Raw genomic sequence first — 25,941 nt, forward strand, 5'->3', positions numbered from 1 at the left:
AGGACTGGATTACCGCAGACGTTATGTGGACTCAGGCGCCGCGCACATCTCTGTGTTTCCATCAGTTGGAAAGCTTGACAACTTCACGCAGGGCTGAGTCAGTCGGCGCATAGCTCTCCCACAGATCGCGATACTCACCCGGCCTCGACACCAGATCCGCATGACGTCCGGATTGGACGGCCCGGCCGTCCCGCATCACGATGACCCGGTCCGCCCACGCGGCGGTGGTGAGTCGATGTGCCACGAGAACCGTTGTGCGACTCCGCGCGACGGCTTGCAGTGCGGCGAGCACCTCGGCTTCGGTCCCCGGATCGATGTCCGAGGTCGCCTCGTCGAGGATCAGCAGGTCCGGCTCGACGAGTTCGGCACGTGCGAGACAGATCAGTTGCTGCTGTCCCGCCGACAGCGTGGCCCGGCCCGGCCCCACCGGTGTCTGGTAGCCGAGCGGGAGCGCCGCGATGCTCTCGTGCGCGCCGACCGACCTCGCCGCGCGCTCGATCTCTGCCTGCCCGGCGTCGGGACGGCCGAACGCGATGTTGGACGCGACCGTTCCGGCGAAGAGGTAGGGATCCTGTGGCACATAGGCGATCCCAGGCCGGGGGCCGGGAACGCCGGTGTCGCGCAGGTCGACGCCGCCGACCCGGATGACGCCGCGATCGGGCCAGTAGAACCGCAACAGCAGCTTCATCACGGTGCTCTTGCCCGCGCCGGTGGTGCCGACGACGGCCGCGGTCTCGCCGTCGGGGATGAGCAGGTCCAACCCGTCGAGCGCGGGACGACCCCGCGTACGCGCCGCGGACGAGTAGCCGAACACCACCCCGTCAAATTCGACTGCCGCGCCGAGTGGTCCGGCGGTTCCGGTCGTCGCCGACAGCACGTTCTCGTCGACGGGGGTGTCGAGGAAGCCGCGCATCCGCTGGATGCCGACCCGAGCCTGAATCCAGAGGTCGAGCACGATCGACAACTGCTGGAGCGGGGTGAAGAACAGATCGACGTAGAGGAGCGCGGCGACCAAGACACCGGTGGTGAGCGTGCCCGCATCCATGAGATGTGCGCCGACGATCAGGATGAGCGCCTTGGCCACCACCGCGAGCAGATTCAGGAAGGGGAAGAACACCGAGATGTAGAGCATCGAACGGCGGCGCGCGTCGCGGTAGCGTCGCGAGTGCCCGTCGAAGGCGCCTGCCGCCCACTCCTCGGCGTTGTGCGCCTGGGTGACCCGCACCCGCCCGAGGTGTTCGGAGAGCAGCGCGGTGACGGTCGCGATGCGCGAACGTGCCTGCAGATAGGCCCGATTCGAGCCCCGGACGAAGATCCACGACCCCACGGCGAGCAACGGGATGGTGACAAGCATCGCGGCCGCCAGCCGGATGTCGAGCAAGGCCAGCACGGCCAGAATGCCGGCACACGTGCACACGTTGACGATCGCGTTGACCAGGCCTTGCGTCATCAGCTGACCGACCGCGTCCACATCACTGGTGAGCCGAGTGACGATGCGGCCCGGCTGCCGTCCGTCGAAATAGTCGATGCGCAGTCGCTGCAGGTGCCCGAACAGCCGGAGCCGCAGCGCAAAGAGCACACGCTCGAAGACCCTCGCCGCCCGCAGCGCCAGCACCCACGAGTTCAGCCAGGACACCAGCGCGATCACCAGGACGATCGCGCACGTCACCCAGAACACGGTCGTGGCGTCCACCGAAACACCGTTGTCGATGGCGTGGCGGAAGAGGGCGGGGACGGCCAGCGTCGTGGCCGCATCGACGATGACCAGGACAACGCACAGCGCGACGGGCCACCAGAACGGCCGTAGGGAACCGGTCAGGCCGAAGACTTTGGTGCGCGACGACCTCGGCGGCGGACGGTCGTCGCCGGGCGCGGGCACCTCGGTCAGTGGCGGGAGCGTCAAGAGCGCCTCGCGCAGGTGCGAGTCCACCTGCTGGACCTGTTTGCCGCTCGCGTCGGCGTCGAGTCCCAGCCGGGCCCGGACCACCGGATCAGCGCCCGCCTCGTCGACTTCCGGCCAGCTTTCCGGACTCGGGATCGCCTGAGTGTCCGTCTGCGCCGAACGCGCGACAGCGGTCGCGCTCCGGATCGCGCCACCGGACAGGAGCGCCGCAATGCGCGGGTCGGCGAGCACCTCCGCCGGCGGACCATCGTGGGTGATCCGACCTGATTCGAGGACTATGAGCTGGTCGGCGAGTTCGGTCGTCGCGGGCCGACGGGCGATCAGGATCGTCGTCCGGCCGGACATCAGCCCTTCCAGGCTCGCCAACACCGTCCGCTCAGTCGTCGGGTCGAGCGCCGACGTCGTGTCGTCGAGGATCAGTACCGCCGGGTCGGCGAAGAAGGCGCGGGCGATCGCGATCCGCTGGCGCTGACCGCCCGATAACGAGATCCCGCCGGGTCCGACCACGGTGTCGTAGCCCGCGGGCAGCTGCTCGATGAACACGTCGGCCGCGGCCGCGCGAGCCGCGGCGGCGATTCCGGCGTCGTCGGCCGGGGAACCCATCGCGATGTTGTCGCGGAGCGTGCCCGAGAACAGCAGGCTCTCGTCGAACACCATCATCACCGCCGACCGCACCGACCGTGGCGACACGGCACGCAGATCGGTGCCGCCGATCCGTACCGATCCCCGGTCGGGGTCGAACTGGCGGGCGATGAGCGACCCGAGCGTCGTCTTGCCCGCGCCGGACGGACCGATGATCGCCACCCTGCTACCCGGGGCGATCGAGGTGGTCACACCATGGAGGACGGGGTGGCCGCCGAGCGCGAGGTCGACGTCTGCCACCTCGATCGTCCCGCGCGGCGAGGGGAGATCCGGACCGGTGGCGTCCATCGCCGGCACCGTGTCCAAGAGCGCGAACACCCGGCGCGCCCCCGACCGCGCGAGCTGCATCGTCGTCACCATCGCCGCGAGCAGCCTCGCCGGGGGCGCGAACTGCAGCACGTACGAGGCGAACGCCAGGAAGATGCCCACCGAGACGTGATCGTTCATGGCCAACCACCCACCGACGACCAGGACGCCGAGCTGGATGAAGACGGGGATCGCGACCATCGCCGCGCTCCAGCGAGCCGAGATGCGCGCACTGCGCAGCCGCGACGAGAACAGGCGGGTCCCCCGGGCGCGGAACCGGTCCAGCCGCGCCCTCTCCTGCGCGAAGGCGCGGATCAGTTCGACTCCGGCGATCTCCTCGTCGACCGCCGCGGCGACCTGGCCCAGCAGCACCTGGTCGCCGAACGAGGCCGGATACAGTTCGCGGCGGAGCCGGCGGGTGACCCAGAACAGGACCGGGACACTCGCCGCCACGACGACGAATAGCGGCGGGGACAGGACGAACATCACGACCAGGCCGACCGCGAGCAGGGTGAGGTTGGCGACGAATAGCGGCACCTGGGAGATGAACATCTGGATCAGGTTCAGATCCGAGGTCCCCCGCGAGATGACGTCGCCCGCAGCGAGTTCCGCCCGGCGTCGAGCGTCGAGCACGTGCAGGTGGCGATGGACCGCGACCCGGAAATCGTGCTGCACATCGACGGCGCACCGGCTGCCGATGTAGCGGCGCAGCGCATGGGAAGCGAAGCTCAGCACACCGATCGAGCACAGGACGCCGATCCAGAACGCGAGGGATTGCGTCGGGTCGAGCAGGACGTGGTCGACGATGATCTGCTGGACCAGCGGCACCAGGGCCAGCAACCCCTGCCCCACCACCGCCAGCAGGAGCGCCACGGACACCCGGCCGCGGTAGGGACGCACCCACTGCCACAGCCGTCGTAGCCAGCCCGGCCCACTCTCCTCGGTCACACGTCTCCTCGTCGATCTCGCGATTGCCCTGATTCCTGAACTGCCGAGCTCGAACCGCGGTGATTCTGATGTCGACGGCTCACTCTGCGAGGAGTATCTTCCGAATAGTGGAAAGTGGCCAGGCCATGAATCAGGCCGATTTCTAGTCGGGAGGCACAGAGGAGATGGCTGGTTCTGGTGTGCAGACCGTGTCGAGGGCGCTGGCCGTTCTCGGGTGCTTCCGCGGTGGGAACGAGCTCGGTGTCACCGACGTGGCCCGGGCGCAGGGCCTCGCGCTCAGCACGACACACCGTCTGCTGACTGCGCTGGTCGATGCCGGCTTCCTCGAGAAGACCGCAGAGAGCCGATACCGCCTCGGCGGCGCGCTGGCGCAGTACGGCCAGATCGCCTACCGCCAGCACCGGATCTACCTCACCGAACCCCATCTGGAACGGCTCGCGGCCACCACCGGCGCATCGGCCTCGGTCGCGATGCGATACGGCAACGAGGTTGTCCTGCTAGGCACCAGCCGCTGGCGCGAAGCGGAGGGGCACGCGCTCCAGGGCGTCCTGCTGCCGCTGCACGCCTCGGCGCTCGGCAAGGCCCTGCTCGCCTTCTCTCAGGTCGGCCAGGACGAACTCGAACGCCTCCCGTATTTGGACGGCACCGACCGTGCCGTCCGGACCGCCGACGAACTCGCGAAAGAATTGACTCTCACCCGGGAACGGGGCTACGGCTTCAACGACGAGGAACTCACCGCCGGCCACCGCACCATAGGACTCCCGATCTTCCCGCCCGACGGCGGCACCGACGTGCGATTCGCCCTCGGCATCCGAGGTACCACCGAACTCATGAGCGCCGAACGCATCCCGTTTCTCGTCGACCTCGGCCGATCCACCGCCCGCGACATCAGCGTCGCCCTGGCGCAGTGAGGTGAAGGAGGAGTCCAACCACACCTCTGCTACTTCAGCCTGACGATCTAACCAGCACCCAAGATCATGGTGGGCACGAGGCTATCCGACGTTTCTACGTCTGTTGATTCCAGCACGGAACGCACGTGGCTTTGTACGGGACCGCACCGCGTCGTAACGGAGACTGGCGCTAATGTGGGGCGGGCACCGACCATTATTCGACCGTCGAAGGCGACGCAGGCACGCTGGATGGCGAGTTCGGTGAACTGGCGCTGCCATTCAGCCACTGCTCATCGTGGCGCAACTGCGCGGACTCGTAGCTGCGATTCTGACAGGGATTGTCATCGGACTGCTGTAGTACGTCGAGGCCTCGATGTTCGCCGGATGGGATCGGGCGTCGGGCATCGCGGGCAGCGATCGGCCCCGAACGGGATGTCTGCTCTGTCGCGATCGGAGACTACGAGCCGTGCTGGTGCTTGAGTACGAACAGCACCCGTCCGACCGCGGGCACCTTCGGATTGGTGTCGCCCGGATCGGGGTACGCCTCGCATATGACTGACGACAAGACCGATCCAGCCGAGACGGAACCGCACACCGAAGATGTCGGCACGGGGCCTCAGGACGCAGATCCCGACGTTCAGTCCGACCCGGCGGAAGGCGAGACATCGACTGACTGGTCGGGCGAAGGCGGGGCCACCCCAGAGGGCCCGGCCACCGATACCGACTGAACACTCGAGGCAGGTCATCGCAGCGCCGCCAGCCGTTGATCAGCTTCGCCCACCGACGGTCATGGGTGGTTTCCAAGAGTTCTCTGCGGTCGATCAACAGGTAGATCTCTCCCACTCGCGTGCCCAGGATGAGCGGCTTTCCGGCGCCGAGCAGTCCGCCGATGAAGCGTCCGTACATGTTTGTGAACCTGATGTCGACGGACGTGATGTCGTCACGCCTGAGCACCAGCGCGCCGTCGTCGGCCCACTGTTGTCTAGCTGCTACCGAGCAATCCCGCGAGCGCGTTACCGCCGCTCGGCGTGTCGGTCACCGACAGGTTGCCGCTGAGGCGGATTGCCGTGAGAGTCTCACTCACAAACGGATTCCGTTCTGCCGTGATCACCAGGTTGAGTTTCTGGCCGGGCGCGACGGTACCGAATCGCGGATCACTGAACTCGGTGATCGTGAACTCGGTGCTCTCGCGGTCCGGGATCGTGCCTTCGATCGAGACGGTCGTGCCGTCGCGCGACGTGCGGGAGACGCGGATCTTCGCTGACCGATCCTTGGAGAATTGGAAGCCCGTTCCCGGCCTCTCCCCTCGTTCGGTGGTCCACTCGGGGTTGGTCGCCGAGTACCAGCGTGTGACGCAGTTTCCTTCGCGGCCAGGGGACTTGATCGGGCACAACGAATACGTCTGGCCGAGGATGTCGAACAGCTTCGTCTGAGTCGTCGGCGCGGCCGATGCCGGCGACGAGGTGGCGAGGCTCACCGAAATCGCCAGCACCAGCACGGCGAGTGTGAGATTTGCGAGCCGTGATCGAAAGGTCATGACGGGTCACTCTTCTCGTGAGCAGGTGATCGGGAAACAGTCGATCTGTCCGAGCGCCGGGGTGCCGATGACGCGGACCGCGATCCGACCGGTTCGTCGCGGGACCTCCCCCACGCCACCGGCTCACTCCACACGTTGCAGCCCCGTCGTCTCCCCGTCATCGGTCCCCATCGCCAGGACCTCGCCGAAGCCTTCGATGAGGCACTCGGCGAACAGATCGAGGTCGGTCACCGCCGCACCGTCGGAATTGATTCCCAGACAGGCAGTTCCGTTGTGTGTGATCATCGTGGCCATCACGGCACAGCCCGGCAGCGGCCCGAACGGGAACATGCGCTCCACCTTGGCGCCGGCCACATAGGTGTCCCAGGGGATCCCGGGGACGTTGCTCGCCTGCAGGTCGTTCTGGCTGGCCGTCCCACTGAATTGCATCAACATCGATCCGGGCAGCCACGCCATCACCGAACCCAGTGTGTTGAAGATGTCGACCGCCGGCTCGTGTCGGGCGACACGCACCTGTTCGCGGATGGTGAGTACACGCTCGAAGGGGTCGGCGATGCCGACCGGACCCGCGAGGCGTCCCACTGCGATTCGGTTCCCTCCGGCAGGATCCTCCGGGCGTCGGACCGAGATCGGGATCGCGACCGGCATGGTGTCCACCGGCGATCCCATCCGCTCGTGATAGATCCGGAATCCGCCGATCAGGCCCGCGAGGTACACGTCGTTGACCGACGCCTTCGTTGCGGCCGCGGTCGCTTTCACCTCGGCGAACGAGACCTCGAACGCACTGAACCGCCAGGAGAGGCTGCGGTGGGCCAGCAACGGCGAACCCGGCGGGCTGACGAGGCCTGCGACTCTCGGTACCGATCGTCCGTAGCGAAGAGCGGTGCTCAGCGCGCGACGCGGGTGTGCGAGCGCCCGCACTCCCTTTATCGTGGTGTCCACTCGATGCGGAATGCGACGTACTTCCTCACCCAGCTGACGCCTCATCAGGTCGAGCGAACTGATGTTCACCGGATCCGGGCTCGGTGGCTGCGGCTTGCCCGGATTGTGCTCACGCGTCGGTGAATGCAGTTGGGCGAGACCGATGATCGCGCCGAGCCCGTCGGTCAGGGCGTGATGCGCCTTCAGAAAGTACGCCACCTTGCCGTCGGGCAATCCCTCGATCACCGTCCCCTCCCAGGGCGGTCGAGCCGCATCCAGTGCGGTCATCGCGAGCTGCTCACACGTGACCAGCAGCTCGCGCATGCTGCCGTCACCACCGAGCCGGATGCGACGAAGATGGTAGTGCAGATCGAAGTCGGGATCGACTGCCCAACTGGGGGTTCCGGTACCGAATGGCGAGTCGACGACTCGCTGCCGGAAACGCGGCGCCATCCGACTCCCCCACTCGTGGGCAGCCACCAGCCGATCCCAGTCCGGATCGCAATCCCAGATCTCCAACATGCATATCGTCCCGCGCATCCGACGGTCGGTGTCGCCGCGCCACATGATCGTGTCGACCGAACTCATGTGCGGTTCGCTGGCCCACTCCAGCGGACGGTCTTCCTCTCCGGTCGCCTCCGCCTCGCTCATGACCTCTTGCCCTCCTCGGGTGATACGCCCGGTCGTTCCTCGGATTCGTCGGCGAACGACGCCAGCGGCCAGTCGGCGAGGGCGGTGACGTACATCTGCCTGACCTCTTCGGCCCGGTCGCCGACCTCCTCGGCGACCCAGTCGCTCGTGTCGACCGGGGGCAGGATCATCACCTCTACGGTGCCGGGTCTGATGAGTTGTGATCCGCGCCACATCAACTCACCGGTGTTGCGCAGCACCACCGGGACCACCGGGACACCGGCCTGCATCGCCATGTGGAACGGCCCCTTCTTGAATCGTCCGATCCGCGGCGTCGGTGAACGCGTCCCCTCCGGCGCCACCACCAGGGACATGCCGCGGTCGCGGAGAGCTGTGACAGCCGGCGCGAGCTGCTCGATGGCCCGGCCCGAATCGGCACGGTCGATGAACACCAGACCGGCCTGCTGAAGGATCTGCCCGATCACCGGAACCCGTTGAACCTCTTTCTTGGCGACGCCGGTCGCATCGGAGCGAACCAGATTGATCATGACCGGGAGATCGAGCTTCGACTGATGATTGAAGAGGAACACGCATGGCCGGGCAGCGGTGAGGTACTCGCCACCGTCGAGGACCTGCACCCGGATCCCGGCGAGGGCAAGGCCCACATCGGTACCGGTGGGGAGCGCCTCCACGAGCGCCTGCGGGTCCCGTCGCAGCAACCCGCTGGTGACACCGAGGGCTGCGGAGGCGAGGAACGATCCGTAGAAGGCACCGGTGCGGGCGACCATCGCGGCGCGGTTGTACGTCGGGTTCGAGAGGTCGATGATGGGCCAGCCGCGGGACTCGGCCTCTGCGCGCAGGATTCGGCGCGGTGATATCGCGGCCGGATGCCCCACCGACTCCAGGTAAGGGATGTCCTCGTTGCCGTCGCTGTAGGCGAAGGATGCCGACAGATCGATGCCGTGATCGCGCGCGAGCGTCCGAACGGCCGCGGCCTTACCCGGACCCCACAGAGGTCGACCTCGAATGTTGCCGGTGACGACGCCGTCGACCACTTCGACATCGGTGGCGAGCGCGAAGTCGGCCTCGATCTCGCGTGCGATCGGTTCGATCTGGAACCTCGTCGCCGATGACGCGATCACGATGGTGTGACCCATCTCCCGGTGTGCGCGGAGTATCTGCCACATCTGTGGTCGGAGTTTGGCTGCCGTCTCGTACTTGAAGAGGTGCTCGCCGAACTCGATGAGTTCGGCGTACGTCTTTCCGGCGAAGGTGGGCCGCGTCGCCTCGAGGACCTCTGCGTAGTCCTGTTCGGACACGACACCACGTAGGCCGATGAGGAGGAAGTCGCCGAGTTCACCGAACCCGAATTCCATGCTCCGCAGCCGCGCCCGCATTATGGCCGCCGCAGAGAACCCCTCGATCAGGGTGCCGTCGTAGTCGAAGAGTGCGGCGACCTGCTTGCCGGTCGGAGCGGATCGAATCGCCCGCATCCGGTCCGAGAAGGGACTCACGGCGTGTCCTTCGACCAGAGCCCCGGCTGGATCTCCTCGATGGAGGCGATTCGTGCCAGCCGTTTCCGCATGTCCTCGACCTCGTCGAGCCAGGCGTGTCGAGCGGCCGACACGTCCTCGATGTCCTCGCCATGGATCAGTCCACGGATGTCGGCCAGCTGATAGCACCCCTCGTAGAGGTCCTTCGAGACCGAATCCTTGCTGCGGACCACCCCCTGCAAGGACATCTGCCGGCCCAGTCCCAGGCAGTCCGTGATCAGGTCGTCCTTGTCTCGGGCGGTGGTTCCCAGCTCGACGAGCCGGGTCGAGAACACGAGCTGCGCATCGAAGAACGGTTGCAGCGTGCGACGCGCCAGGAGCGCTCCGGTGTGGCCGTGCAGGACCTCGTACGTCCACTCCTGTGTCGGCACGACTGCACGCCAGCCGGGCGCGAGGAGGTCGAGTTCGGTGCCGAGGCGGTGCAGGAACTCCTTCTTTGCGGGAAAGAAGAACTCGAACTTGAGCAGGTCCCGCACTCGCAGCGCCTCGCGTTGAGAGGCCTCGAGGAGTCCCTCGTGGATCTCGACGCCCTCGTCGGTAGCGGTCGCTTCGGCCTGCTCGACACCGGCCCGGACCACCCCCTCCGCGACAGCGAGCATGCTGACCTCCACGATTGCGCGGTCGACGAAGTGATGTAGGGCGCCGTTGCGGTAGTACGCGGCGACCGCGTGGTTGTTGGGCACGATCGACCAGACCGGCTCGGAGCCACCGTCGAAACAACTCACGACACCATTGCTCGCCAAGACCCGCAGGGTCTGGGTCAAGCCGATCCCCCGACATTGCGTCGGATCGGGTCCGGGCAGGTCCCGACGGGAGATGTAATCGAGCAGGGGCGCGAGGATCGCCTCGATCTCCGCAAGCGTGAAGGCGCGGTCCTGCGCGCCGAGCAGTGCAAAGCCCGCCAGTGACGTCGCCGAGATGGGAGTCGCCGAGTTGATCTCATCCATCACGCGGAAGGCGACCTTCTCGAGTCGGGCGCGACCTTCACCGGCGTCGTCGAGTGCGGTCCGCAGCGAGATCGGCGTGCCGAATCGAACCCTGGCCTCCCCCAGATAGTTTCGTTGCGCCTTTGCGTAGCGCAGCAGCCATGCGACACCTTCGGGCTTCTTGGTGCCGCCGGCGTCCTCGGCGGCCATCGCCCCGATCTCCTGGAGTTGGTCGTACACGATCGATGTCGGGACGATGGTCACGTCGGCGTCCTCGAGCTGACCGACCGCGTCGACCACGTAGGTCAGCAGCCCGAGCTTCGGTTTGCGCAGTTTGCCTGTGCGGCTTCGGCCGCCCTCGATGTACCACTCGAGGTTGAACCGCTTCTCGACGATGTACGCGAGGTAGGAACGCATCGCGAACTTGTAGACCGGATCGGCGCCGAACTTCCGACGGATGAAGATCATCCCGGCGCGACGCGCCACCGGTCCCACCGGCCAGAACGACAGGTTGTTGCCACCCAGGACCAGGTTCGGTGGGAAGTCGTTGTCGCGGAGCACTTTCGCGAGTACCAGCGGATCGACATACGACCGGTGGGACGGCAGGAAGACCAGACCGGTCGACTTGTTCAGCGTCCGCAAGGTGTTGAGATTCTTGACGTCGACCGTCACATTCCAGGCTCGTTCGTGCAGTCGGTCGAACGTGGCCGAGAACACGTCATCCATCAGTCGGCTCTGCGTCGCGACGAACGTCGACAGCTTCTCGGTGGCCTCGGCGACGACCGCATCGGTGGGTCGGCCGAGCTCTTCGGCAAGGTTGGCCGCGGAGGTCCGGAACCTCGAGGAACTGCTGATCTGCTCTGCGACCAGACGTGGCACCTTGTACCGGTCGCCGACGATCTGACGCTCGGCCCGCTCGGCCGACATCGACGCCTGGAATACGACGAACTCGCCGAAGGGCGCACCGTCGGCCTGCGACCGTGCGTACCGCTCACGCAACTCGGCGATGGTGGCGGGTGCACCCTCCACGACACGGAGACTGTCGGGCCGTCGGCGGCGGATCAGTGGCTGGACGACCCCGAGCGGACGCCGGGGATTGGAGAGGACGAGTACGTCGCCGAGCGTCACGCGACGCTCGCCTTGACGAACCGCCGGTAGCCACACCGCTCTGACCGGCACCAGAAGAGTGTTCGGGGGCAGCGTGTCGAAGTCGACACCGGCCGAGGTGATCACCTCGGCGTGCGGATACCGCTCCGAGACCCACTCCGTGACCGCGCGGATCTCGCACGACGTACGTGCTTTGGTCAGGACCATCACCGGGTCGGTCACTCGCATCACCTCATCCTCACCTCGCCGAGCCACGTGCCGACGACTCACGTCTTCGGAACCTCGGGCAGCCTCATTGTGTCGCGGTGGCATCGAGTGAGGGCCGGATTCGGCGAGGACGATTCTCGGTCCGATCGAGTCGATCGTCGTCGCATCGGCCTCGTCGCGGGCAGAGTTCTGCCCGACCAACTCATCGTGGCGGCGGAAGGAAGCCGCCGAGCTGGTCTTCGAGGAGTTCGGCGAGCCTAATCGTGGTGCGGTCGCCGAAGAGCGGGCCGACGAGCTGAACACCGACCGGCAGACCTTCCGCAGACGGCCCGGTCGGTATGGCGGTGGCGGGGAGGCCCGGCATGGTGGCGAGCCCGGCCCAGACCAGTTGGTCGAAGAACGGGAACTCCACTCCGTCGACGTCGATTCGACGACCCAGCAGGTCGAGGTCGTGATGGTGCGGGAACGCCGGAGTCGGCGTGATCGGACAGACCACCACATCGAACTCGTCGAACAGGGTGCGCCACGCCTGTCGATGGATCTCACGGCAACGGTCGGCCACCATCCAGTCGCGATGAGTGCACACCATCGCTCGCCAGCGGGCCGCAGTGAGGCTGTCATCGTCGGGGCTGAGCTCAGCCGCGCGCCGAGTCAACTGTTCGTATGTCTCGACCGGGAATCGTGCCGTCGCGCCGGAGAACATCAATTGCGCATACAGTCGTCCGGCCTCGGCCAGATCCGGCAACAACGGGGTACGGTGCTCGACCCGTGCTCCGCCGGCGGTGAGCACATCGGCGACGCGGTGTACAGCTGCGCGAACCGACGCCCCGGTCGTGATGCAGGGATGGTCGTCGAGCACCAGCACCCGGAAGTCCCCCAGGGTCCGATAACGAGCGGGTGGCAACGTGACCTCATGTGCGACACCGAACGTCAGTGGATCGGGGCCGGCCATCACGTCGAGCAGGAGCGTGAGGTCGCGGGCCGTCCGTGCCATCGGGCCCACCACCGCCAGGTCGGCTTCGATCGGCAAGGCGGCTTCGGGAGGTGGTGTCATGCCGCGCATCGCGGCCAGCCCCAGAGTCGGCTTGTGCGCGTAGATTCCGCAGAAGTGTGCAGGTGTGCGGAGTGATCCGCCCATGTCCGAACCGATGGACAGCGCACCGAAACCGCAGGCGAGTGCAGCGGCTGATCCGCCGGAGGATCCACCCGACGTCCGCTCGAGGTTCCACGGGTTGTTCGTGGTGCCGTAGATCTGGTTGAAGGTCTGCAGATCCTGGAGCCCCAGAGGCACATTCGTCTTGCCGAGAACGACGGCGCCGGCTGCCTTCAGCCGGGCCACCTGGACCGCGTCGTCGGTCGGCACGAAGTCGCGGTACTGCGGCATGCCCCAGGTGGTCGGCATCCCGGAGATGTTGTAGGACTCCTTGACCGTCACCGGAATTCCCAGGAGGGGATGATCCGCACCGTCGGCGCGGGCGAGATCGGCCGCGCGGGCTGCGGCGCGTGCCCGCTCGAAGTCGGGTACGCAAATGGCGTTGATCAATCCATCGCCCTGCTCGATCGCGGAGATCGCCAGGTCGGTCAGTTCGATCGAAGTCACATCACCGGCTCGTAGAGCGGTCCGTTGCTGCCATGCCGGTCGAAGGTTCCAGTCCATGCGGTTGACGCTAACCGCATGTGGCGAGAGCCATAAAACCTCTTTCGGCGCAACAGAAATCATGCCGTGAACTTCACGCCATCGGGTGCGTACTCCATGGCGGAGATGGGTCTCGGGCATCGATGGACATCGACGCGGGCGCGTCCGGCCCGCGCGGGTGATGGAACACCCGCGTGCGCACGGGTGACTCGCATTCGGTCACAGCGTCACCCGCTGTGGACGAGTGCGTGGGACCGGTCAGCTGACTCCGAGCGAATCCACCACGGCGGCGATCCTCCGCACGCGGGTCGCATCTTGCTTGGCGTCCGCGACCGACCGCGCATGTTCTTTTCGCCGCGACGGCGACAGGGCCTCGAAGGCAGCTCGGACTCGAGGGTCCGCATCGAGGGCGGCTGCCAACTCGGGTGGCACCATGATCTCGCGTGGCGCGAGGTCTGCCTCGATGACGACGTCGACGGTGTCGCCCGCCTCCACACCCAACTGCCCGCGAACGCTCTTGTTCAGTCCGAGAAGGTTCTCGCCGCCCATGCGTCCGATACGCCCCTCGATCGATTGTGTCCCGATCGTGAACCGCACCGGTGGAGTCTTCGTCGGCGCGCCCAGAGACGCGACCTGATCGTCGGTGAGGACTATGGCCGCAGCGGGGCCACGCTTCTGCAGCACCACGGTCAGGTGCAGCGAGTTGTCGGTCACGCGATCACCATAGCGACTTCGGGCCATCGAGACGCTCGAAGCGGACCTACTTGCCCGAGAACTGAGGATCTGGGTCAGCCCGAGTCGATCTCTCGGTCGGTGGGTGTGAGGTGAGGACGGCCGTGGCCGACAATCGGTACGTCAGCCGCCATCCGCGCGAACTGAGCGGGTCTGTGTGTCGATCGGATCAGACGTCGAGCGGCACGAAGATCCGGTCCGACAACACTTCTCGTCCGGCGTTCCGCGCGGTTCGCGACGAGGCAGTGTTGCGATGATCGATCGCGCCGATGAGGAGGCGGTCTCGGTCGCCGGCGAAGCGATGTGCCCAGAGTCGCCGCGCCGCTGCCGCGAAACCGTGCCCCCGTGCAGACGAGTGCACAGCCTCGTCGGTCACGACGTCTCCGGTGATCCAGTCCACGCTTCCCGGCGCGACGGCCAGGGCACCGACGATCGATTTGTCGACCACTATGGCGTGGAGGAATGTCGCTTCGTGCCACTCCACGAGTTGCTGGAGTCCGGAATGGTGCATCGATTCGGCAAGGTCGGGTTGGGCCGCTTCGAGGACCTCCCGGGCATCGGCGATGATTCTGCACGCATCGTCGATGTCATCGAACTCCTCGAGACGCACCCCGGCTGCCGGGGCGGCGATCTCCCCATGTCTGGCCCCGAGGATGGATACGTCGGGTAGCGCGGACGGGAATCGATCGCCCGATGCGGGTTCGGTCCGCAAGCGCAGGTGTCTCGGCCGGAACAGCGACCACTCGTGGGCGACACAATCGACGAGATGGGTGAGGTCATCGAAGGTGTGGGCGATCACCTCCACGAACGGGCGCGAGAGATTGCGGTTGTAGAAGCGGATTCCGCCGAGGAGTCGACCCCGACGGGTGGTCAGTAGTCGATGAGTGAAGTCGATGGTTGCGGCTCCCGGCCATGCGATGTGGTCGCTGAACGTCGCACCGAACCCGGTGTCGTCGACGACATCACGCTGGGTGTCCAACCACTCGGCGAGCACCCGCGACCCTCGATCCCCGAGCAGGTGGGTGGCGAGTTCTCGATCGTGCTCGAGGGACGACCAGCGGTTCCAGTCGGAGGTCACGATCGACACCGTAGACACGACTGCGGTCCGATCGCGAACGATTTCCTCTCGTGACGCGCCCGATCCGGACCGGATCTAGTGCGCCGGCTCGCGATGATGGCGGATTGCGTCTTTCGACCACCGATGAATTCGACTGCCGACGACTGTCTGTCATGGTGATACGACGCAGGCGAACAGGAGCGATCGATGATCATCGTTGCGGGCCATCTACTCGTCGACCGGCATGCGCGAGCCGGCTACCTCGACGGCTGCCGGGCCGTGGTGGAGCAGGCGCGGGCCGCCGAAGGGTGCCTCGACTTCGCGATATCGCCTGATCTGCTCGATGACGGACGAATCAACGTGTACGAGCGCTGGCGGGATGCGGACTCCCTGCATGCCTTCCGCGGCAGTGGGCCGTCGGATGAGCAGTCCGGCGAGATCGCGAGCGCCGACGTCCGTGAGTTCGACACCGACGCCGGACGCCCCGCGGGTGGTTGATCGTCTGATCAGACATCGCCGTCGGAGGGCCGGCGTACAAAGAGACGATGACGCGCCAGACCACTTGGGTGGACCCGAGGTGACCTCCTCAGGAGGCGAGTCGCGTGACGCCCTCGCAGACGAACGTGCGCGAACCCTGGCGTTGGTCGAGTCACTGTCGGAGCGCCTGGCAGCTGTCGTCGAAGCGTCCGCTGATGCTGCCGCGGACGACGAGCACGATCCGGAGGGAACCACGCTCGCGGTGGAGCGCGGTCACCTGGTCGCCCAGGTCGAGCGATCCCGCGCCCGGCTCGATGAGATCGACCACGCGCTCGGTCGCTTCGATCGCGGCGCGTACGGCACCTGCGAGACGTGCGGTCGTCCCATCGGAGCCGACCGCCTGGAGGTTCTTCCCGCGGCCAGGCAGTGTGTCGACTGTGCGATCCGACGTCCGTCGACCCGCTGGTGAGGATCGGCGCCTGCGAACTCGTCGCCACCGCCTGATCCCCCAGCTGTGACCACCGTCGATCAATCGAGACCGATTCGTCCCGATTGCACTATTTGTCCGGGAACCTCAAGTCGCACAGCGCAATCGGGCCTATAGACTTCCGACGCTCGCTTACGACGGAAGGCCACCATGTTCCCGAGATACGGGGTTCCCGACACCGCTGACACGGCGTGGATGCTCGTCGCGTTCGCGCTCGTCCTGCTCATGACACCCGCACTCGGCCTGTTCTACGGTGGCATGGTGCGCTCCAAGAGCGTGCTGAACATGATGATGATGTGTCTGACCGCGATCCCGATCGTGTGGGTCATCTGGGTGGTGATCGGATACTCACTGGCATTCGGTACCGACCACGACGGCCTCATCGGGAGTCTCGACTCCTTCCCGGGCCTCCAACACACGTTCGGTGGAGACGCGGCCCATCCGGGCGAGATCCCGTTGGTCGGTACGATCCCCGCGATCCTCTTCGTTGCGTTCCAGGCAGGCTTCGCGATGGTGACGGTGGCGCTGATCGCCGGAGCCGTGGCCGATCGCATGCGGTTCGTCTCGTGGATCGTCTTCGCCGCGATCTGGTCGGTCGTCGTGTACATCCCGATTGCGCACTGGGTGTTCAGCGCGCCGGGGCTGACCGCTGAACACGGTGGATGGATCGTCTCGCATCTGAAGGCGATCGACTTCGCCGGAGGTACGGCGGTCGAGATCAATTCCGGCGCGTCTGCGCTCGTCCTCGCGTTGCTCCTCGGCCGCCGACGCGGGTGGCCCAAGGACCCGATGCGCCCGCACAACCTCCCGTTCGTGATGCTCGGATCGGGGCTGCTGTGGTTCGGGTGGTTCGGCTTCAACGCAGGATCCGCACTGGCGGCCGACGGATCTGCCGCGCTGATCGCCGTCAACACCCTGGGGTCGGGCGCCGCCGCGATGGTGGCCTGGTTGGTGGTCGAGCAAGTGCGCCACGGCCGTCCGACATCATTCGGTGCAGCGTCAGGCGTGGTCGCGGGCCTGGTGGCGATCACACCCGCGTGCTCGGCGGTGACGCCCATCGGCGCGCTGGCGGTCGGCGCGGTGGCCGGGGCGGTGAGCTCCTTCGCGATCGAGCTCAAACTGCGCTGGCGCTACGACGACTCCCTCGACGTCGTCGGAGTGCACTTCGTCGGCGGCGTCGTCGGAATGCTCATGATCGGCATGGTCGCGTCCAGCTCCGCCCCGGCAGGGGTAGACGGCCTCTTCTATGGCGGTGGCGTCGATCAACTCTGGCGACAACTGGTGGCGGTGATCGCCGTGCTCGCTTACGCGGCGGTGGTCACCGGCGTCATCGGAGTCGCAATGAAGTTCACCATGGGTCTGCGTGCTGACCGTCAGCACGAGATCGATGGGATCGACGACGCTCAGCACGCGGAGTCCGCGTACGACTTCCACCCGACGGGTCGCTGACCGCTCGGTCCACGCGCCACCATCGCAGGAATCGTCTGCGACAGGGTAGGACAGGGCTTCTGGACTTCTTGATGGGTCCCGCTCGGTACGAGCGATCAGCGAGTCGCTGCTACGTTGCTGAGCTGGCGCCACCCGAGATCGTCGACGAGCTACCACTCGCAGAAGAGATCCTCGAGCAGAACCGGCATCGAGCGGGTGGCGACGACGCGGGGTACGACGGGTACAAGGCCCACGTCTACCGCATCGTGAACTTCGCGCGGGCCCTCAGCCCGCCGGGTGACGATCGCGACGAGAAGCTGGCCATCGCAGCCGCATTCCACGATCTGGCGTCATTCGACACCATCGACTACCTGCCCCCGTCCATCGAAGCGCAGGACGCCTGGCTCCAGGCGACTGGTCGCGCCCGGTGGGCAGATGAGTTGGCGCTCATCGTGGCCGAGCATCATCGCCTGTCCAGGTACCCCGACGATCGCCCGCACGCGGTGCTCGTCGAGGCGGTTCGACGCGCCGACCTGGTTGATGTCAGTCAAGGACTCATCCGCTTTGGACTGCCGAAAGGGTACGTCCGTGACGTTCGCGCCACCTTCGACGCCGGCGTGTTCTTCCGGCGGGTCGTGCCCACGGCAGCGCTGAAAGCTGTTCCCCGACTACAGCAGCCAGGGTTTCTGCGTCCACGCGACGCGTTGGTCCGGTCTGGCCACGCACACGCCGACCGTCGGATTCGATGACCCGTCGACGCTGCGCTGATCAGCTCGCGGTCGCCTGCCCGTCGAGATTCGCCAACGCGGCCCGCGCCGCCTCGAGTTCCTGACTCAATTCCGAGATGCGCTTCTGTGCAGCCTCACGCGCCGAATCGATCACACCGTCCACCGCGGAGACAGCGGTCTCGTCGCCGAGTTCACGGACAGCTCGAGCGACCCGGTCGGCGGTCACCTCGGTGGGTTTGCCCTGCTTCTTCGCCCCATGCGCGACCGACACGATCCACGAACTCTCACCGGTCGAGGTGATTGTCACGCTGACCGCGGCAGCGACCGATGCCTTGGGGCGGCGCGCGGTCTTTGCGGGTGCTGGTGCGCTCTCCACTGATCTCGCTTCCGTGGGGTCGGGTGCCGGCGTCGCAACCGGCCGTGGCGCCGACTTCTTGGCCGCGGTCGGTCGCGGCTCGGTCGGTGGGGCCGCTACGGGGGCGGTGACCGACCTGGGCGGCTGACGACGTGGCGCGGCCGCCGGTGTCGTTGTCGTTGCGGCCCTGTTCTTCTGCAGCTCATCGGCCTCGAAGGGCAGCTCGTCGTCGACGCCCTTGGGGCTGACGGTCACCGTGTTCCCGTCGATGGAGACCACTCGCGCCGATGCCCCGGCGTCCAGGCCGAGCGATGGCATCGGATCACGAAGGTAGACGGTGACCCGTTTGCCGGCGGCGAGCCCTGTGGACAGGGTCTCGAGGTCGTCGGGTGTCAATCCGGTCGCTCTGCGCGCGCTCACGCCGTACATGTTCGCACACCCGTGCGAATGAGCGGTTATCGGTGTGTGGGCGTGTCCGACCTGCCGCCGGAGATTTGAGAAGACGCCGAATGGGGCGGCCTGGCCCGCCGGAATCCATCAGGCTTCGCGCCACGGTCGCCCGTCGGCTCGAGCACCTGGGCTTTCGGTACGGCCTGCCGGACGGATGGGTCGTCGTCGAACATCTCTCATCACGTCGACAGCACGCGGGTCGATGCGTAGCGTCGGGACATGGCACTCATCAGCAGTTCCGGCTTCGCGCACGTTCGTCTCACTGTCACCGACATCAAGCGATCCAAGGCTTTTTACGACAGCGTCTTCGGTTGGCCGGTAGCCATCGACGCCTCCGGCTCCGTCGATGAACCCGGAGTTCGTGAGTCGCAGGAGAAGTTCTACGGCGGGACGGTGTACCAGACCCCGCAGGGCACCCTGTTCGGTCTGCGCCCGGTGGGTGGAGAGCAATTCGACTCCGAGCGCACCGGTCTCGACCACCTCAGCTTCGCGGTCGATTCCCGATCGGACCTGGAGGCTGCTGCCGAAGCCCTGGGCCACGCCGGGATTCCGCATGGTGAGATCACCGATCTGGGGGAAGCGGGAGTCATCCTCTCCTTCCAGGATCCCGACGACATCAACATCGAGCTCACTGCTCCCCCGGCCTGACCGGCGCTACGGGCAGGCAGATCGCGCCATGATGACGACTCCGGGACCACTGATGTCGTCGGCGGGGAGGCGCAGGTCTGCGACCGGCGTCAGACCGGCATCCTCGAGGAGATCGAGGAGTTGTTCCGGCTGCCATTGGTGCGTGGTCCATTTCACCGGTACGCCACCGTAGGCCTCGGTGCGGACGACATCGTGGTCGCCGACGTGGGTCGCCATCACGAAGACACCGCCGGGCACGAGGGCTCGGCGAAACGAAGCGAGGATATCGGGCAGCAGTTCGCGCGGAAGATTGAACAGGGACCACCAGCCGAGGATGCCGCCGAGCGACGACGGGTCGGCGTGAAGCTCACCGGCCGAACCGACTGCGAACGAGCACTCCGGGTGGAGGCGTCGGGCATGCTCGATCATTCGGGGTGACAGATCGACTCCCGATGCGTCGAGTCCGCGTTCGACGAGATAGGCGGTGACGGTTCCTGGTCCGCACCCGACGTCGAGAACCGGGCCGAGGCCGGTCACGGTGTCGACGAACGCATCGATCGACGCTTTCATCCACGGGTGCCGGCGGATGTCACCGATCCCGCTGCTCTGCACCATGTCCACGTAGTTGTCCGCGACCCGGTCATAGGAGTCGCGAACTGTCTCGAGGTCGTCGGGTCGAGCTACCGTCATCGATCGATCCTACCGACACCGCTCGTGTGAACGGTTGTGTCCGTTGCAGATCGAGCAGCCGAATCCGGGGCACTGGCGGCAACTGGTCACGAGTGGACCTGCTCTCATCCATCCACCAGGGTCGCGCCCGCCACCGAGAACTGCTCCCCCGTACGCTCGCGGCCGCGAACCACGAATCCGTGGAGCCCGCTCGGTGCGCCCGCTACGAAACGGATCTCGGCGCCCGCGAGTCGGACGGTGTTCGCGCTTCGAGCGCAGCCCACGAAGTCCGCCATACGTTGCGCATCGGCCTCCGGATCGTCGGTACGGACGAGCAGCGCGACGAGGTCCGGACGCCCGGCGGATGTGATCCCCTCCGCCGCGCGATGTTCTGCCCGCCGTCGCGCGAGTTCGGCGCGAGGAGGGTCGTAGGTGATGAAGAACGGAAAGTGCGGCGGCACGTCGCGCACGAACACCTCGACGAATCCCGCGTTCTGTTCGGCGAAGTGGACTTCGACGACCTCGATCTCATGACCTGCGGCCTGGAGTCGATCGCCCACCGCGCGAGTATCCGGGACGTCGACCGCGAAGGTGAGCAAGCCGGACCCGTCGAGTGCGTCGATGCCGGGTCGGAGCGCTGCGACGCCGCGCGCGTAGGGCGAGGTCGTCACGGCGTCCCAGTCGTCGACGGTGGCCAGCTCGACGTAACGTGCGTCGTCGACTCCCCATGCCGCATTCCGGAACCCCGGCATCGCGAGGGCCATGTCGACCGGAAAGCCCGCTGCGCGGTAGCCCGCCACGGCATCGTCGAGGTCGTCGACCCAGTGGATGAGATGATCGAAACTGACTGTCGTATCTGGCATGGCTTCCCCGGGACGGCGTCAAGTTAGGTAACCCTAATATACCATCGTGCAGAAGCCGAGACCTTTGCGCGCACTCTTGTGCTACTGGTTCCACCCGACCGACGCGGCGGCGACTGAGCCCTCGGCGCGCGCCTCAGACCCGCTCCGGTCGGCACTCGCCCGTGCACCATCGGCGTCCCGGGCGGCATCGCCGGACAACTGAGCGCTGAAGAGCGCTCCCCATGAATCCATTTCCACGACAAGCGGTTCCAGAGTCCTACCCAGCTCCGTCAAGGAGTACTCGACCTTGGGCGGCACTTCCTGGTAGACGGTCCGGCGCACGATTCCGTCCTCTTCGAGTTCGCGGAGCTGGCGAGTCAGGGTCTTCGTGTTGGCCAGGGGTACCAGGCGGCCGAGCTCGTTGAACCGTCGCGATCCCTCCCCCAGGTGCTTCACGAGTGTCAGTTTCCAGGTACCACCCAGCACCGAAACGGCGACCTCGATCGGGCACACGTCCATTGCGCGGCGAACCGGTAAGCGCATCGACTACCTCCAAGGCGACAAAAATGTCCGTACTAGACGTATGGACTGTATGGACCGACGATGGTCGAATGCAACAGCAGCAGACAAGCCGTTCGATCCTGTGGGTCAGTGCGCACCCCGAACCGAGTTCCCTGAATGGGACGCTTCGCGAGTCTGGCGTCGCTCATCTCGCCGAATCCGGGCACACCGTCGAGCAATCGGATCTCTATGCGATGCGGTGGGACCCGGTGTTGCGCGCCGGCGACGGCGGTTACCCGCCCGGCTGCGTCATCGACAGATTTGCCGTCAGTGACGACACCCGCCGCGCGTACGTCGAGGGATCGCAGCCTCCGGACGTGCGAGCAGAACAAGACAAAGTGCGCCGGGCCGATGCCGTCATCGTCCAGTTCCCGCTCTGGTGGTACGGGATGCCGGCCATCCTCAAGGGCTGGTTCGATCGGGTGTTCGTGAGCGGATTCGCCTTCGGCTTCGACCCGCAGTCCGGCCGGCGTATGCGGTTCGAGCAGGGGCCGTTCTGCGGCAAGCGTGCACTGGTGATCACCACCCTGGGCGACCGGGAACGCGCGATCGGGCCGAGGGGCAAGTCGGGCGAACTCTCGGAACTGCTGTTCGGTCTGCTCCACGGCACTTTCGCGTACACGGGGATGAGCGTGCTCGAGCCGTGGGCGCTGCCGAGCGCCGATCGCGTCGACGATGCGACCGATGCCCAGGCGATGCTGCGGCGACGGCTCGACGGGCTGTTCACCGACACCCCGATCCCCTACCGGCCGCAGTTCACCGGCGACTACACGGACGAGTGGGACCTCGAACCGCACATCCTGCCCGGCCAGACTGGACTCAGCATCCACACGGCCTCCTGATGCCATGCCAGGATCTCGGCTCCTACCGCTAGCGTGGGGCTCGATCTGTCGCCGACTCCGAGAGCAGCAGCCATGCCCGATGCCAGTCCACCAGCATCTCTCGGTCGTTGGGTTCCATCACCACGCCGGGGGCTGATGCTCGTCGCCGGATTGTGGCTCTTCGGCACCGGCGAAGGGCTGCTCGTGCACTCCGGTCTCGGGAACTCGCCGTGGACGGTTTTGGCCGAAGGACTCGGCTCGTCGATCGGCCTCTCCGTGGGCGTCGTCACGATCATTCTCGGCGCAGTCGTCCTCCTGCTGTGGATCCCGCTGCGTCAGCGCCCCGGCCTTGGCACCATCGGCAATGTAATACTCGTCGGCATCGCGCTGGACGTCACTCTCGCAATCGCGCCGGACACGGACTCGGCTGTCCTGGACCTCGGCTGGTGTCTCCTCGGCATCGCCACCGTCGCGCTGGGCAGCGGCCTCTACCTGGGGGCGGCGCTGGGCCCGGGCCCACGTGACGGATTGATGACGGGGTTACACCGTGTGACCGGCTGGCCGCTGGCGCCTGTTCGCTGGATCATCGAATTGTCGATACTCGCAGTCGGATTCATCCTCGGGGGTACCGTAGGTGTCGGGACAATCCTCTTCGCGATCCTGATCGGACCGTTGGTGGGCGTTGCGGTGCGCACGCTCGCCCTCGGGCCGACGAACGAACTCTGACCCTCGGGTCAGGCGCATCGATCCGAGTCCAGGTAGCTACCGCAGGCAGCGAACGCGGCGCAATTCGTGGAGTTCGTGCACTCCACCCTTCACACCGACCTTCTCGGCGCCGTCGGCTGTCCACCCGTGTGACTCGTAGAAGTTCGCCGCCCGCGAATTGCCGTGGAGCACCCACAGATACGCATCGGCGAAACCCTCGGCGATCAGCTCGGACTCGACTCGTGTGATGAGTGCGTGCCCGACCTTCTGCGACCAGAACTGTGGGTGCACATACAAACCGGCGATCTCGCCGAGATGCGATACGCCCTTGTCCCGCCCCGCGCCGTAGCTGGACCATCCGATTATCCGTCCGTCGACTTCGGCCACCAGGAGCCGGTGCTGGATGTCGGCGCAGGCGTCTGTGGGACGTCCCTCGGACGACGCCGATATCCACTCGGACCACCGAGCGGCACCCCGCTCGGCGTCCAGCTCGTCGAGCACAGAGGCCGGTACCAATTCGCGGTAGGCGGTCCGCCAGGCATCGACATGAACGCGCGCAACCCCGGCCGCGTCATCGCTGTTCGCCCATCGGACCTGCGGCTGCGACACGGAACCGAGCTTAGGACAACCATGGGTCGTCACGTTGGTGCGACAACCTGTCGGCGTCGGGTTTGCGACGTTTGGATGTCGGGTATCAGAACACGCCTCGCGCGCAGACGGCGAGGTGGACACTGGTTCCACACAAACGGGAAAGTAGGGACAGTTATGAGTGCGTCGCAAGCAGTGGAGTTCTTCGTGGCCGAGCGGTCCACGACCACCACGGCGGTCGGATGGATCGGCTACATCATCATCGGCGGCATCGCCGGTTGGCTGGCCAGCAAGATCATGAAGACCGACGCACAGATGGGAATCATCCTCAACATCGTCGTCGGCGTCATCGGCGCATTCCTCGGTGGATTCCTGTTGAGCTTCGCCTTCGACACCGCGAGCGGCGGATGGTTCTTCACGTTCTTCACCGCCCTCCTGGGATCAGTGATCCTGTTGTGGCTGGTCAAGCTCGTCACGCGTAAGCGCTGACACCCCAACAGCTCGGCGCGGGGCGCGTCCGGACCTCACGAGGTTCGGACGCGCCCCGCGCCGCGTCCACTGGGTGTACATCCGAGCGCACGTTCGATGTGGACGGAGATCGTCGAACATTCACCCCGCCGCGTCGAGATGCGCGTCGAGGGCATCGGTGGCGGATGCCGTTCCGATCGTGGACGGGTGGACGCCCGCCGACCACCGATGCGCTGACACCGGCGAGAGCACCCGGCCGAAGACCTGCCCTGCGAAGTGGCCTCCGACCACCACGGTGCGCTCGTCATCGAGCGAATTCAGAAGCGCCCGACGAGTAGCGATCCCGCGCTCGGGGTCGACGTCGAAGAGGAAGTTCCAGTCGGTCTCGGCAATCTGTGCCTGCGTGTGCATCACGTCTCCGAGCACCAGGACCTGCACCGACGACGCCGGGTCGGTGATCTCGCAGCTCAGGTGCCCCGGCGTGTGTCCCGCAGTCGACACCGCTCGGATGCCCGGTACGAATTCTTCTCCGACGGTGATGAACTCGATGATCGGCTCGAGAGGCGCCTGCACCAGTACGGGATCGGGACCGGTGATCTCGTCGCTGCCGAACCAGTGAGTCCATTCGGGTCGGGCGACCAGGTGACGCGCACGACCGAACGTCAAAGCAACGTCCTGGGGCGAAGGGCGGCTCGGTGCCGGCGCCCCGGTACTCGTCCATCCGACGTGATCGTGGTGCAGATGCGTGAAGGCGACGACATCGATGTCCCCGGGATCCAACCCGACTCCGCGCAGGCTCTCGAGCAATTCACCTCCCCGGAATTCGGCAATGTCGGGGACATCGAACTCCACTGCTCCGATCCCGAGGTCGATCAACACCCGATGTCGCGGCGTCTGGACGAGAAACGACCCGATGCTGACTGTGAGCCGAACATCGTCGTCGAGGTAGGGAGCGTGCCGTGCCCAACCGTTCGGCTGTGATGCCGGGAACAACGCGCCGGGGACGAGCCGTGCGTGACCGTCCGGAAGGTAGGTCACAGTGGTGGCACCGATCCGGATCGAGCTGACGGTGGCTGCTGGAAGCATGATCGGATGTCCTTCGAGAAGTCGGTGCCGGCGGGATGCCGCGTGGTGACAACAACTGTCGGACCGAGTTCGTGATCGGACAAGTACGCACTTGCAAGTGCGGTCGCCGACGCTCCACGACCGAATCCTTCGATTCCGGGGATAGCCTGGGCTGTGTGAGCGACGTGCAGCCGAGGCCGCTGCCGGGAAGTGTCCGGCCGGCGCGGGCTCGCCTGGACGACGGGCACCGTGCCGACGTGTACCGCGAGGCTTGCCCAGCTCGGCAGGCCCTCGATCGTCTCGCCGACAAGTGGAGCATGCTGATCGTCGGCGCACTGCAGGACGAACCGCGACGGTTCGGTCAACTCCGCGATTCCGTCGAGGGCATCAGCGAGAAGATGCTGACTCAGACGCTGCGATCGATGGAGCGAGACGGACTCGTGGAACGTCGGGCCGACGACGGGTATCCACGCAGCGTCACCTAGTGGGTTGACCGCGCTCGGACTCACCCTGCGCGAACCCATGGCTGCGGTGCGTGAGTGGGCCGAGCGCTACATCGATGAGGTCGAACGCGCACAGAGCGAAGCCGAGAGCAACGGCCTCTGATCCTGTGGATCAGGTTGCACGATCAACGGATCCGAGCGCACGATCGACGGATCCGAGCGCACGGTCGAC

At 66.3% G+C, this 25,941-nt stretch carries 25 protein-coding genes; 11 read left to right on the forward strand and 14 right to left on the reverse strand.

All coding sequences use genetic code 11. The features are described 5' to 3' along the window. Positions 1-61: 61 nt before the first annotated feature. Complete coding sequence (locus GS4_RS20100) at positions 62-3,799, reverse strand: ABC transporter ATP-binding protein (protein ID WP_007624054.1); 3,738 nt, start codon at positions 3,797-3,799, stop codon at positions 62-64. Positions 3,800-3,963: 164 nt separating this feature from the next. On the opposite strand from GS4_RS20100, the gene GS4_RS20105 reads away from it, so the two are divergent. Together GS4_RS20105 and GS4_RS25905 are read left to right on the forward strand one after the other, a co-directional pair. Continuing rightward, positions 3,964-4,710 (forward strand): IclR family transcriptional regulator, encoded by a 747-nt coding sequence (locus tag GS4_RS20105; RefSeq protein ID WP_007624056.1) that lies wholly within the window; start codon positions 3,964-3,966, stop codon positions 4,708-4,710. A 530-nt stretch (positions 4,711-5,240) separates the two neighbouring features. Further along, complete coding sequence (locus GS4_RS25905) at positions 5,241-5,417, forward strand: hypothetical protein (RefSeq protein WP_169331494.1); 177 nt, start codon at positions 5,241-5,243, stop codon at positions 5,415-5,417. Between the two features lie 254 nt (positions 5,418-5,671). On the opposite strand, the gene GS4_RS20110 is transcribed toward GS4_RS25905, so the two are convergent. The 7 genes from GS4_RS20110 to GS4_RS20140 form a co-directional block, all read right to left on the reverse strand. Then, on the reverse strand, positions 5,672-6,226 hold the full coding sequence (locus GS4_RS20110; RefSeq protein WP_007624064.1) for a hypothetical protein: 555 nt from the start codon (positions 6,224-6,226) through the stop codon (positions 5,672-5,674). A gap of 123 nt (positions 6,227-6,349) precedes the next feature. Next, complete coding sequence (locus GS4_RS20115) at positions 6,350-7,798, reverse strand: wax ester/triacylglycerol synthase domain-containing protein (protein WP_007624066.1); 1,449 nt, start codon at positions 7,796-7,798, stop codon at positions 6,350-6,352. Beyond that, entirely contained in the window at positions 7,795-9,291 is a 1,497-nt protein-coding gene (locus GS4_RS20120; RefSeq protein ID WP_007624068.1) for an HAD-IB family hydrolase, read from the reverse strand. The genes GS4_RS20115 and GS4_RS20120 overlap by 4 nt, the downstream gene beginning before the upstream one ends. Further along, the gene (locus GS4_RS20125) at positions 9,288-11,591 is read right to left on the reverse strand and encodes a glycerol-3-phosphate 1-O-acyltransferase (RefSeq protein ID WP_007624070.1); all 2,304 of its coding nucleotides are present in this window, start codon (positions 11,589-11,591) and stop codon (positions 9,288-9,290) included. Before GS4_RS20125 ends, GS4_RS20120 begins: the two co-directional genes overlap by 4 nt. Positions 11,592-11,772: 181 nt before the next feature. Then, complete coding sequence (locus tag GS4_RS20130; RefSeq protein ID WP_040511217.1) at positions 11,773-13,227, reverse strand: amidase; 1,455 nt, start codon at positions 13,225-13,227, stop codon at positions 11,773-11,775. Between the two features lie 237 nt (positions 13,228-13,464). Next, positions 13,465-13,920, reverse strand: a complete 456-nt coding sequence (locus tag GS4_RS20135; protein ID WP_007624072.1) for a YdeI/OmpD-associated family protein — start codon at positions 13,918-13,920, stop codon at positions 13,465-13,467. Positions 13,921-14,107: 187 nt separating this feature from the next. Next, positions 14,108-15,016 (reverse strand): hypothetical protein, encoded by a 909-nt coding sequence (locus GS4_RS20140; RefSeq protein WP_157226709.1) that lies wholly within the window; start codon positions 15,014-15,016, stop codon positions 14,108-14,110. 186 nt (positions 15,017-15,202) lie between these two features. On the opposite strand from GS4_RS20140, the gene GS4_RS20145 reads away from it, so the two are divergent. The 4 genes from GS4_RS20145 to GS4_RS20160 all read left to right on the forward strand — a co-directional run bounded on the left by GS4_RS20145 (position 15,203) and on the right by GS4_RS20160 (position 18,136). Then, positions 15,203-15,493: a putative quinol monooxygenase gene (locus GS4_RS20145; protein ID WP_007624074.1), complete on the forward strand. Its 291-nt coding sequence runs from the start codon at positions 15,203-15,205 to the stop codon at positions 15,491-15,493. Positions 15,494-15,572: 79 nt separating this feature from the next. Further along, on the forward strand, positions 15,573-15,941 hold the full coding sequence (locus GS4_RS20150; RefSeq protein WP_040511221.1) for a TraR/DksA family transcriptional regulator: 369 nt from the start codon (positions 15,573-15,575) through the stop codon (positions 15,939-15,941). 168 nt (positions 15,942-16,109) lie between these two features. Next, entirely contained in the window at positions 16,110-17,408 is a 1,299-nt protein-coding gene (locus GS4_RS20155; protein WP_007624076.1) for an ammonium transporter, read from the forward strand. A gap of 71 nt (positions 17,409-17,479) precedes the next feature. Then, positions 17,480-18,136: a hypothetical protein gene (locus GS4_RS20160; RefSeq protein WP_007624077.1), complete on the forward strand. Its 657-nt coding sequence runs from the start codon at positions 17,480-17,482 to the stop codon at positions 18,134-18,136. A 19-nt stretch (positions 18,137-18,155) separates the two neighbouring features. Here the strand turns inward: GS4_RS20160 and GS4_RS20165 are convergent, their stop codons facing one another. Then, entirely contained in the window at positions 18,156-18,899 is a 744-nt protein-coding gene (locus GS4_RS20165) for a DUF6319 family protein (protein ID WP_007624078.1), read from the reverse strand. A gap of 240 nt (positions 18,900-19,139) precedes the next feature. Between GS4_RS20165 and GS4_RS20170 the strand changes: the two genes are divergently transcribed. Continuing rightward, positions 19,140-19,568: a VOC family protein gene (locus tag GS4_RS20170; protein WP_007624079.1), complete on the forward strand. Its 429-nt coding sequence runs from the start codon at positions 19,140-19,142 to the stop codon at positions 19,566-19,568. Positions 19,569-19,574: 6 nt separating this feature from the next. On the opposite strand, the gene GS4_RS20175 is transcribed toward GS4_RS20170, so the two are convergent. The 3 genes from GS4_RS20175 to GS4_RS20185 form a co-directional block, all read right to left on the reverse strand. Continuing rightward, positions 19,575-20,237, reverse strand: a complete 663-nt coding sequence (locus GS4_RS20175; protein ID WP_007624080.1) for a class I SAM-dependent methyltransferase — start codon at positions 20,235-20,237, stop codon at positions 19,575-19,577. Between the two features lie 104 nt (positions 20,238-20,341). Next, complete coding sequence (locus tag GS4_RS20180) at positions 20,342-21,079, reverse strand: VOC family protein (protein WP_007624081.1); 738 nt, start codon at positions 21,077-21,079, stop codon at positions 20,342-20,344. Positions 21,080-21,160: 81 nt separating this feature from the next. Further along, positions 21,161-21,514, reverse strand: coding sequence for a winged helix-turn-helix transcriptional regulator (locus GS4_RS20185; protein WP_439644631.1), 354 nt, complete (start codon positions 21,512-21,514; stop codon positions 21,161-21,163). A 155-nt stretch (positions 21,515-21,669) separates the two neighbouring features. Between GS4_RS20185 and GS4_RS20190 the strand changes: the two genes are divergently transcribed. Further along, complete coding sequence (locus GS4_RS20190) at positions 21,670-22,461, forward strand: NAD(P)H-dependent oxidoreductase (RefSeq protein ID WP_007624083.1); 792 nt, start codon at positions 21,670-21,672, stop codon at positions 22,459-22,461. 72 nt (positions 22,462-22,533) lie between these two features. Further along, positions 22,534-23,166: a membrane protein YczE gene (yczE, locus tag GS4_RS20195; protein ID WP_007624084.1), complete on the forward strand. Its 633-nt coding sequence runs from the start codon at positions 22,534-22,536 to the stop codon at positions 23,164-23,166. A 36-nt stretch (positions 23,167-23,202) separates the two neighbouring features. On the opposite strand, the gene GS4_RS20200 is transcribed toward yczE, so the two are convergent. Beyond that, on the reverse strand, positions 23,203-23,754 hold the full coding sequence (locus GS4_RS20200; protein WP_007624085.1) for a GNAT family N-acetyltransferase: 552 nt from the start codon (positions 23,752-23,754) through the stop codon (positions 23,203-23,205). 156 nt (positions 23,755-23,910) lie between these two features. On the opposite strand from GS4_RS20200, the gene GS4_RS20205 reads away from it, so the two are divergent. Beyond that, a complete protein-coding gene (locus tag GS4_RS20205) occupies positions 23,911-24,222 on the forward strand; it encodes a GlsB/YeaQ/YmgE family stress response membrane protein (protein WP_007624086.1) in 312 nt (103 codons plus the stop codon). 120 nt (positions 24,223-24,342) lie between these two features. Here GS4_RS20205 and GS4_RS20210 read toward each other — a convergent pair whose 3' ends face one another. Beyond that, positions 24,343-25,287, reverse strand: a complete 945-nt coding sequence (locus GS4_RS20210) for an MBL fold metallo-hydrolase (RefSeq protein WP_007624087.1) — start codon at positions 25,285-25,287, stop codon at positions 24,343-24,345. 155 nt (positions 25,288-25,442) lie between these two features. Between GS4_RS20210 and GS4_RS26265 the strand changes: the two genes are divergently transcribed. After that, positions 25,443-25,751: a winged helix-turn-helix transcriptional regulator gene (locus GS4_RS26265; RefSeq protein WP_245555787.1), complete on the forward strand. Its 309-nt coding sequence runs from the start codon at positions 25,443-25,445 to the stop codon at positions 25,749-25,751. The last annotated feature ends 190 nt before the right edge of the window (positions 25,752-25,941 follow it).

The sequence above is a fragment of the Gordonia soli NBRC 108243 genome (assembly GCF_000334455.1).
In the GTDB taxonomy this organism is placed as follows: Bacteria; Actinomycetota; Actinomycetes; order Mycobacteriales; family Mycobacteriaceae; genus Gordonia; species Gordonia soli.

Coding starts and splice junctions, on each gene's coding strand:
- GS4_RS20105 (WP_007624056.1), top strand. CDS start 3,964: ATGGCTGGTTCTGGTGTGCAGACCGTGTCGAGGGCGCTGGCCGTTCTC.
- GS4_RS25905 (WP_169331494.1), top strand. CDS start 5,241: ATGACTGACGACAAGACCGATCCAGCCGAGACGGAACCGCACACCGAA.
- GS4_RS20110 (WP_007624064.1), bottom strand. CDS start 6,226: ATGACCTTTCGATCACGGCTCGCAAATCTCACACTCGCCGTGCTGGTG.
- GS4_RS20115 (WP_007624066.1), bottom strand. CDS start 7,798: ATGAGCGAGGCGGAGGCGACCGGAGAGGAAGACCGTCCGCTGGAGTGG.
- GS4_RS20125 (WP_007624070.1), bottom strand. CDS start 11,591: ATGCGAGTGACCGACCCGGTGATGGTCCTGACCAAAGCACGTACGTCG.
- GS4_RS20130 (WP_040511217.1), bottom strand. CDS start 13,227: ATGGACTGGAACCTTCGACCGGCATGGCAGCAACGGACCGCTCTACGA.
- GS4_RS20145 (WP_007624074.1), top strand. CDS start 15,203: ATGATCATCGTTGCGGGCCATCTACTCGTCGACCGGCATGCGCGAGCC.
- GS4_RS20155 (WP_007624076.1), top strand. CDS start 16,110: ATGTTCCCGAGATACGGGGTTCCCGACACCGCTGACACGGCGTGGATG.
- GS4_RS20160 (WP_007624077.1), top strand. CDS start 17,480: ATGGGTCCCGCTCGGTACGAGCGATCAGCGAGTCGCTGCTACGTTGCT.
- GS4_RS20165 (WP_007624078.1), bottom strand. CDS start 18,899: ATGTACGGCGTGAGCGCGCGCAGAGCGACCGGATTGACACCCGACGAC.
- GS4_RS20170 (WP_007624079.1), top strand. CDS start 19,140: ATGGCACTCATCAGCAGTTCCGGCTTCGCGCACGTTCGTCTCACTGTC.
- GS4_RS20175 (WP_007624080.1), bottom strand. CDS start 20,237: ATGACGGTAGCTCGACCCGACGACCTCGAGACAGTTCGCGACTCCTAT.
- GS4_RS20180 (WP_007624081.1), bottom strand. CDS start 21,079: ATGCCAGATACGACAGTCAGTTTCGATCATCTCATCCACTGGGTCGAC.
- GS4_RS20190 (WP_007624083.1), top strand. CDS start 21,670: ATGCAACAGCAGCAGACAAGCCGTTCGATCCTGTGGGTCAGTGCGCAC.
- yczE (WP_007624084.1), top strand. CDS start 22,534: ATGCCCGATGCCAGTCCACCAGCATCTCTCGGTCGTTGGGTTCCATCA.
- GS4_RS20205 (WP_007624086.1), top strand. CDS start 23,911: ATGAGTGCGTCGCAAGCAGTGGAGTTCTTCGTGGCCGAGCGGTCCACG.
- GS4_RS20210 (WP_007624087.1), bottom strand. CDS start 25,287: ATGCTTCCAGCAGCCACCGTCAGCTCGATCCGGATCGGTGCCACCACT.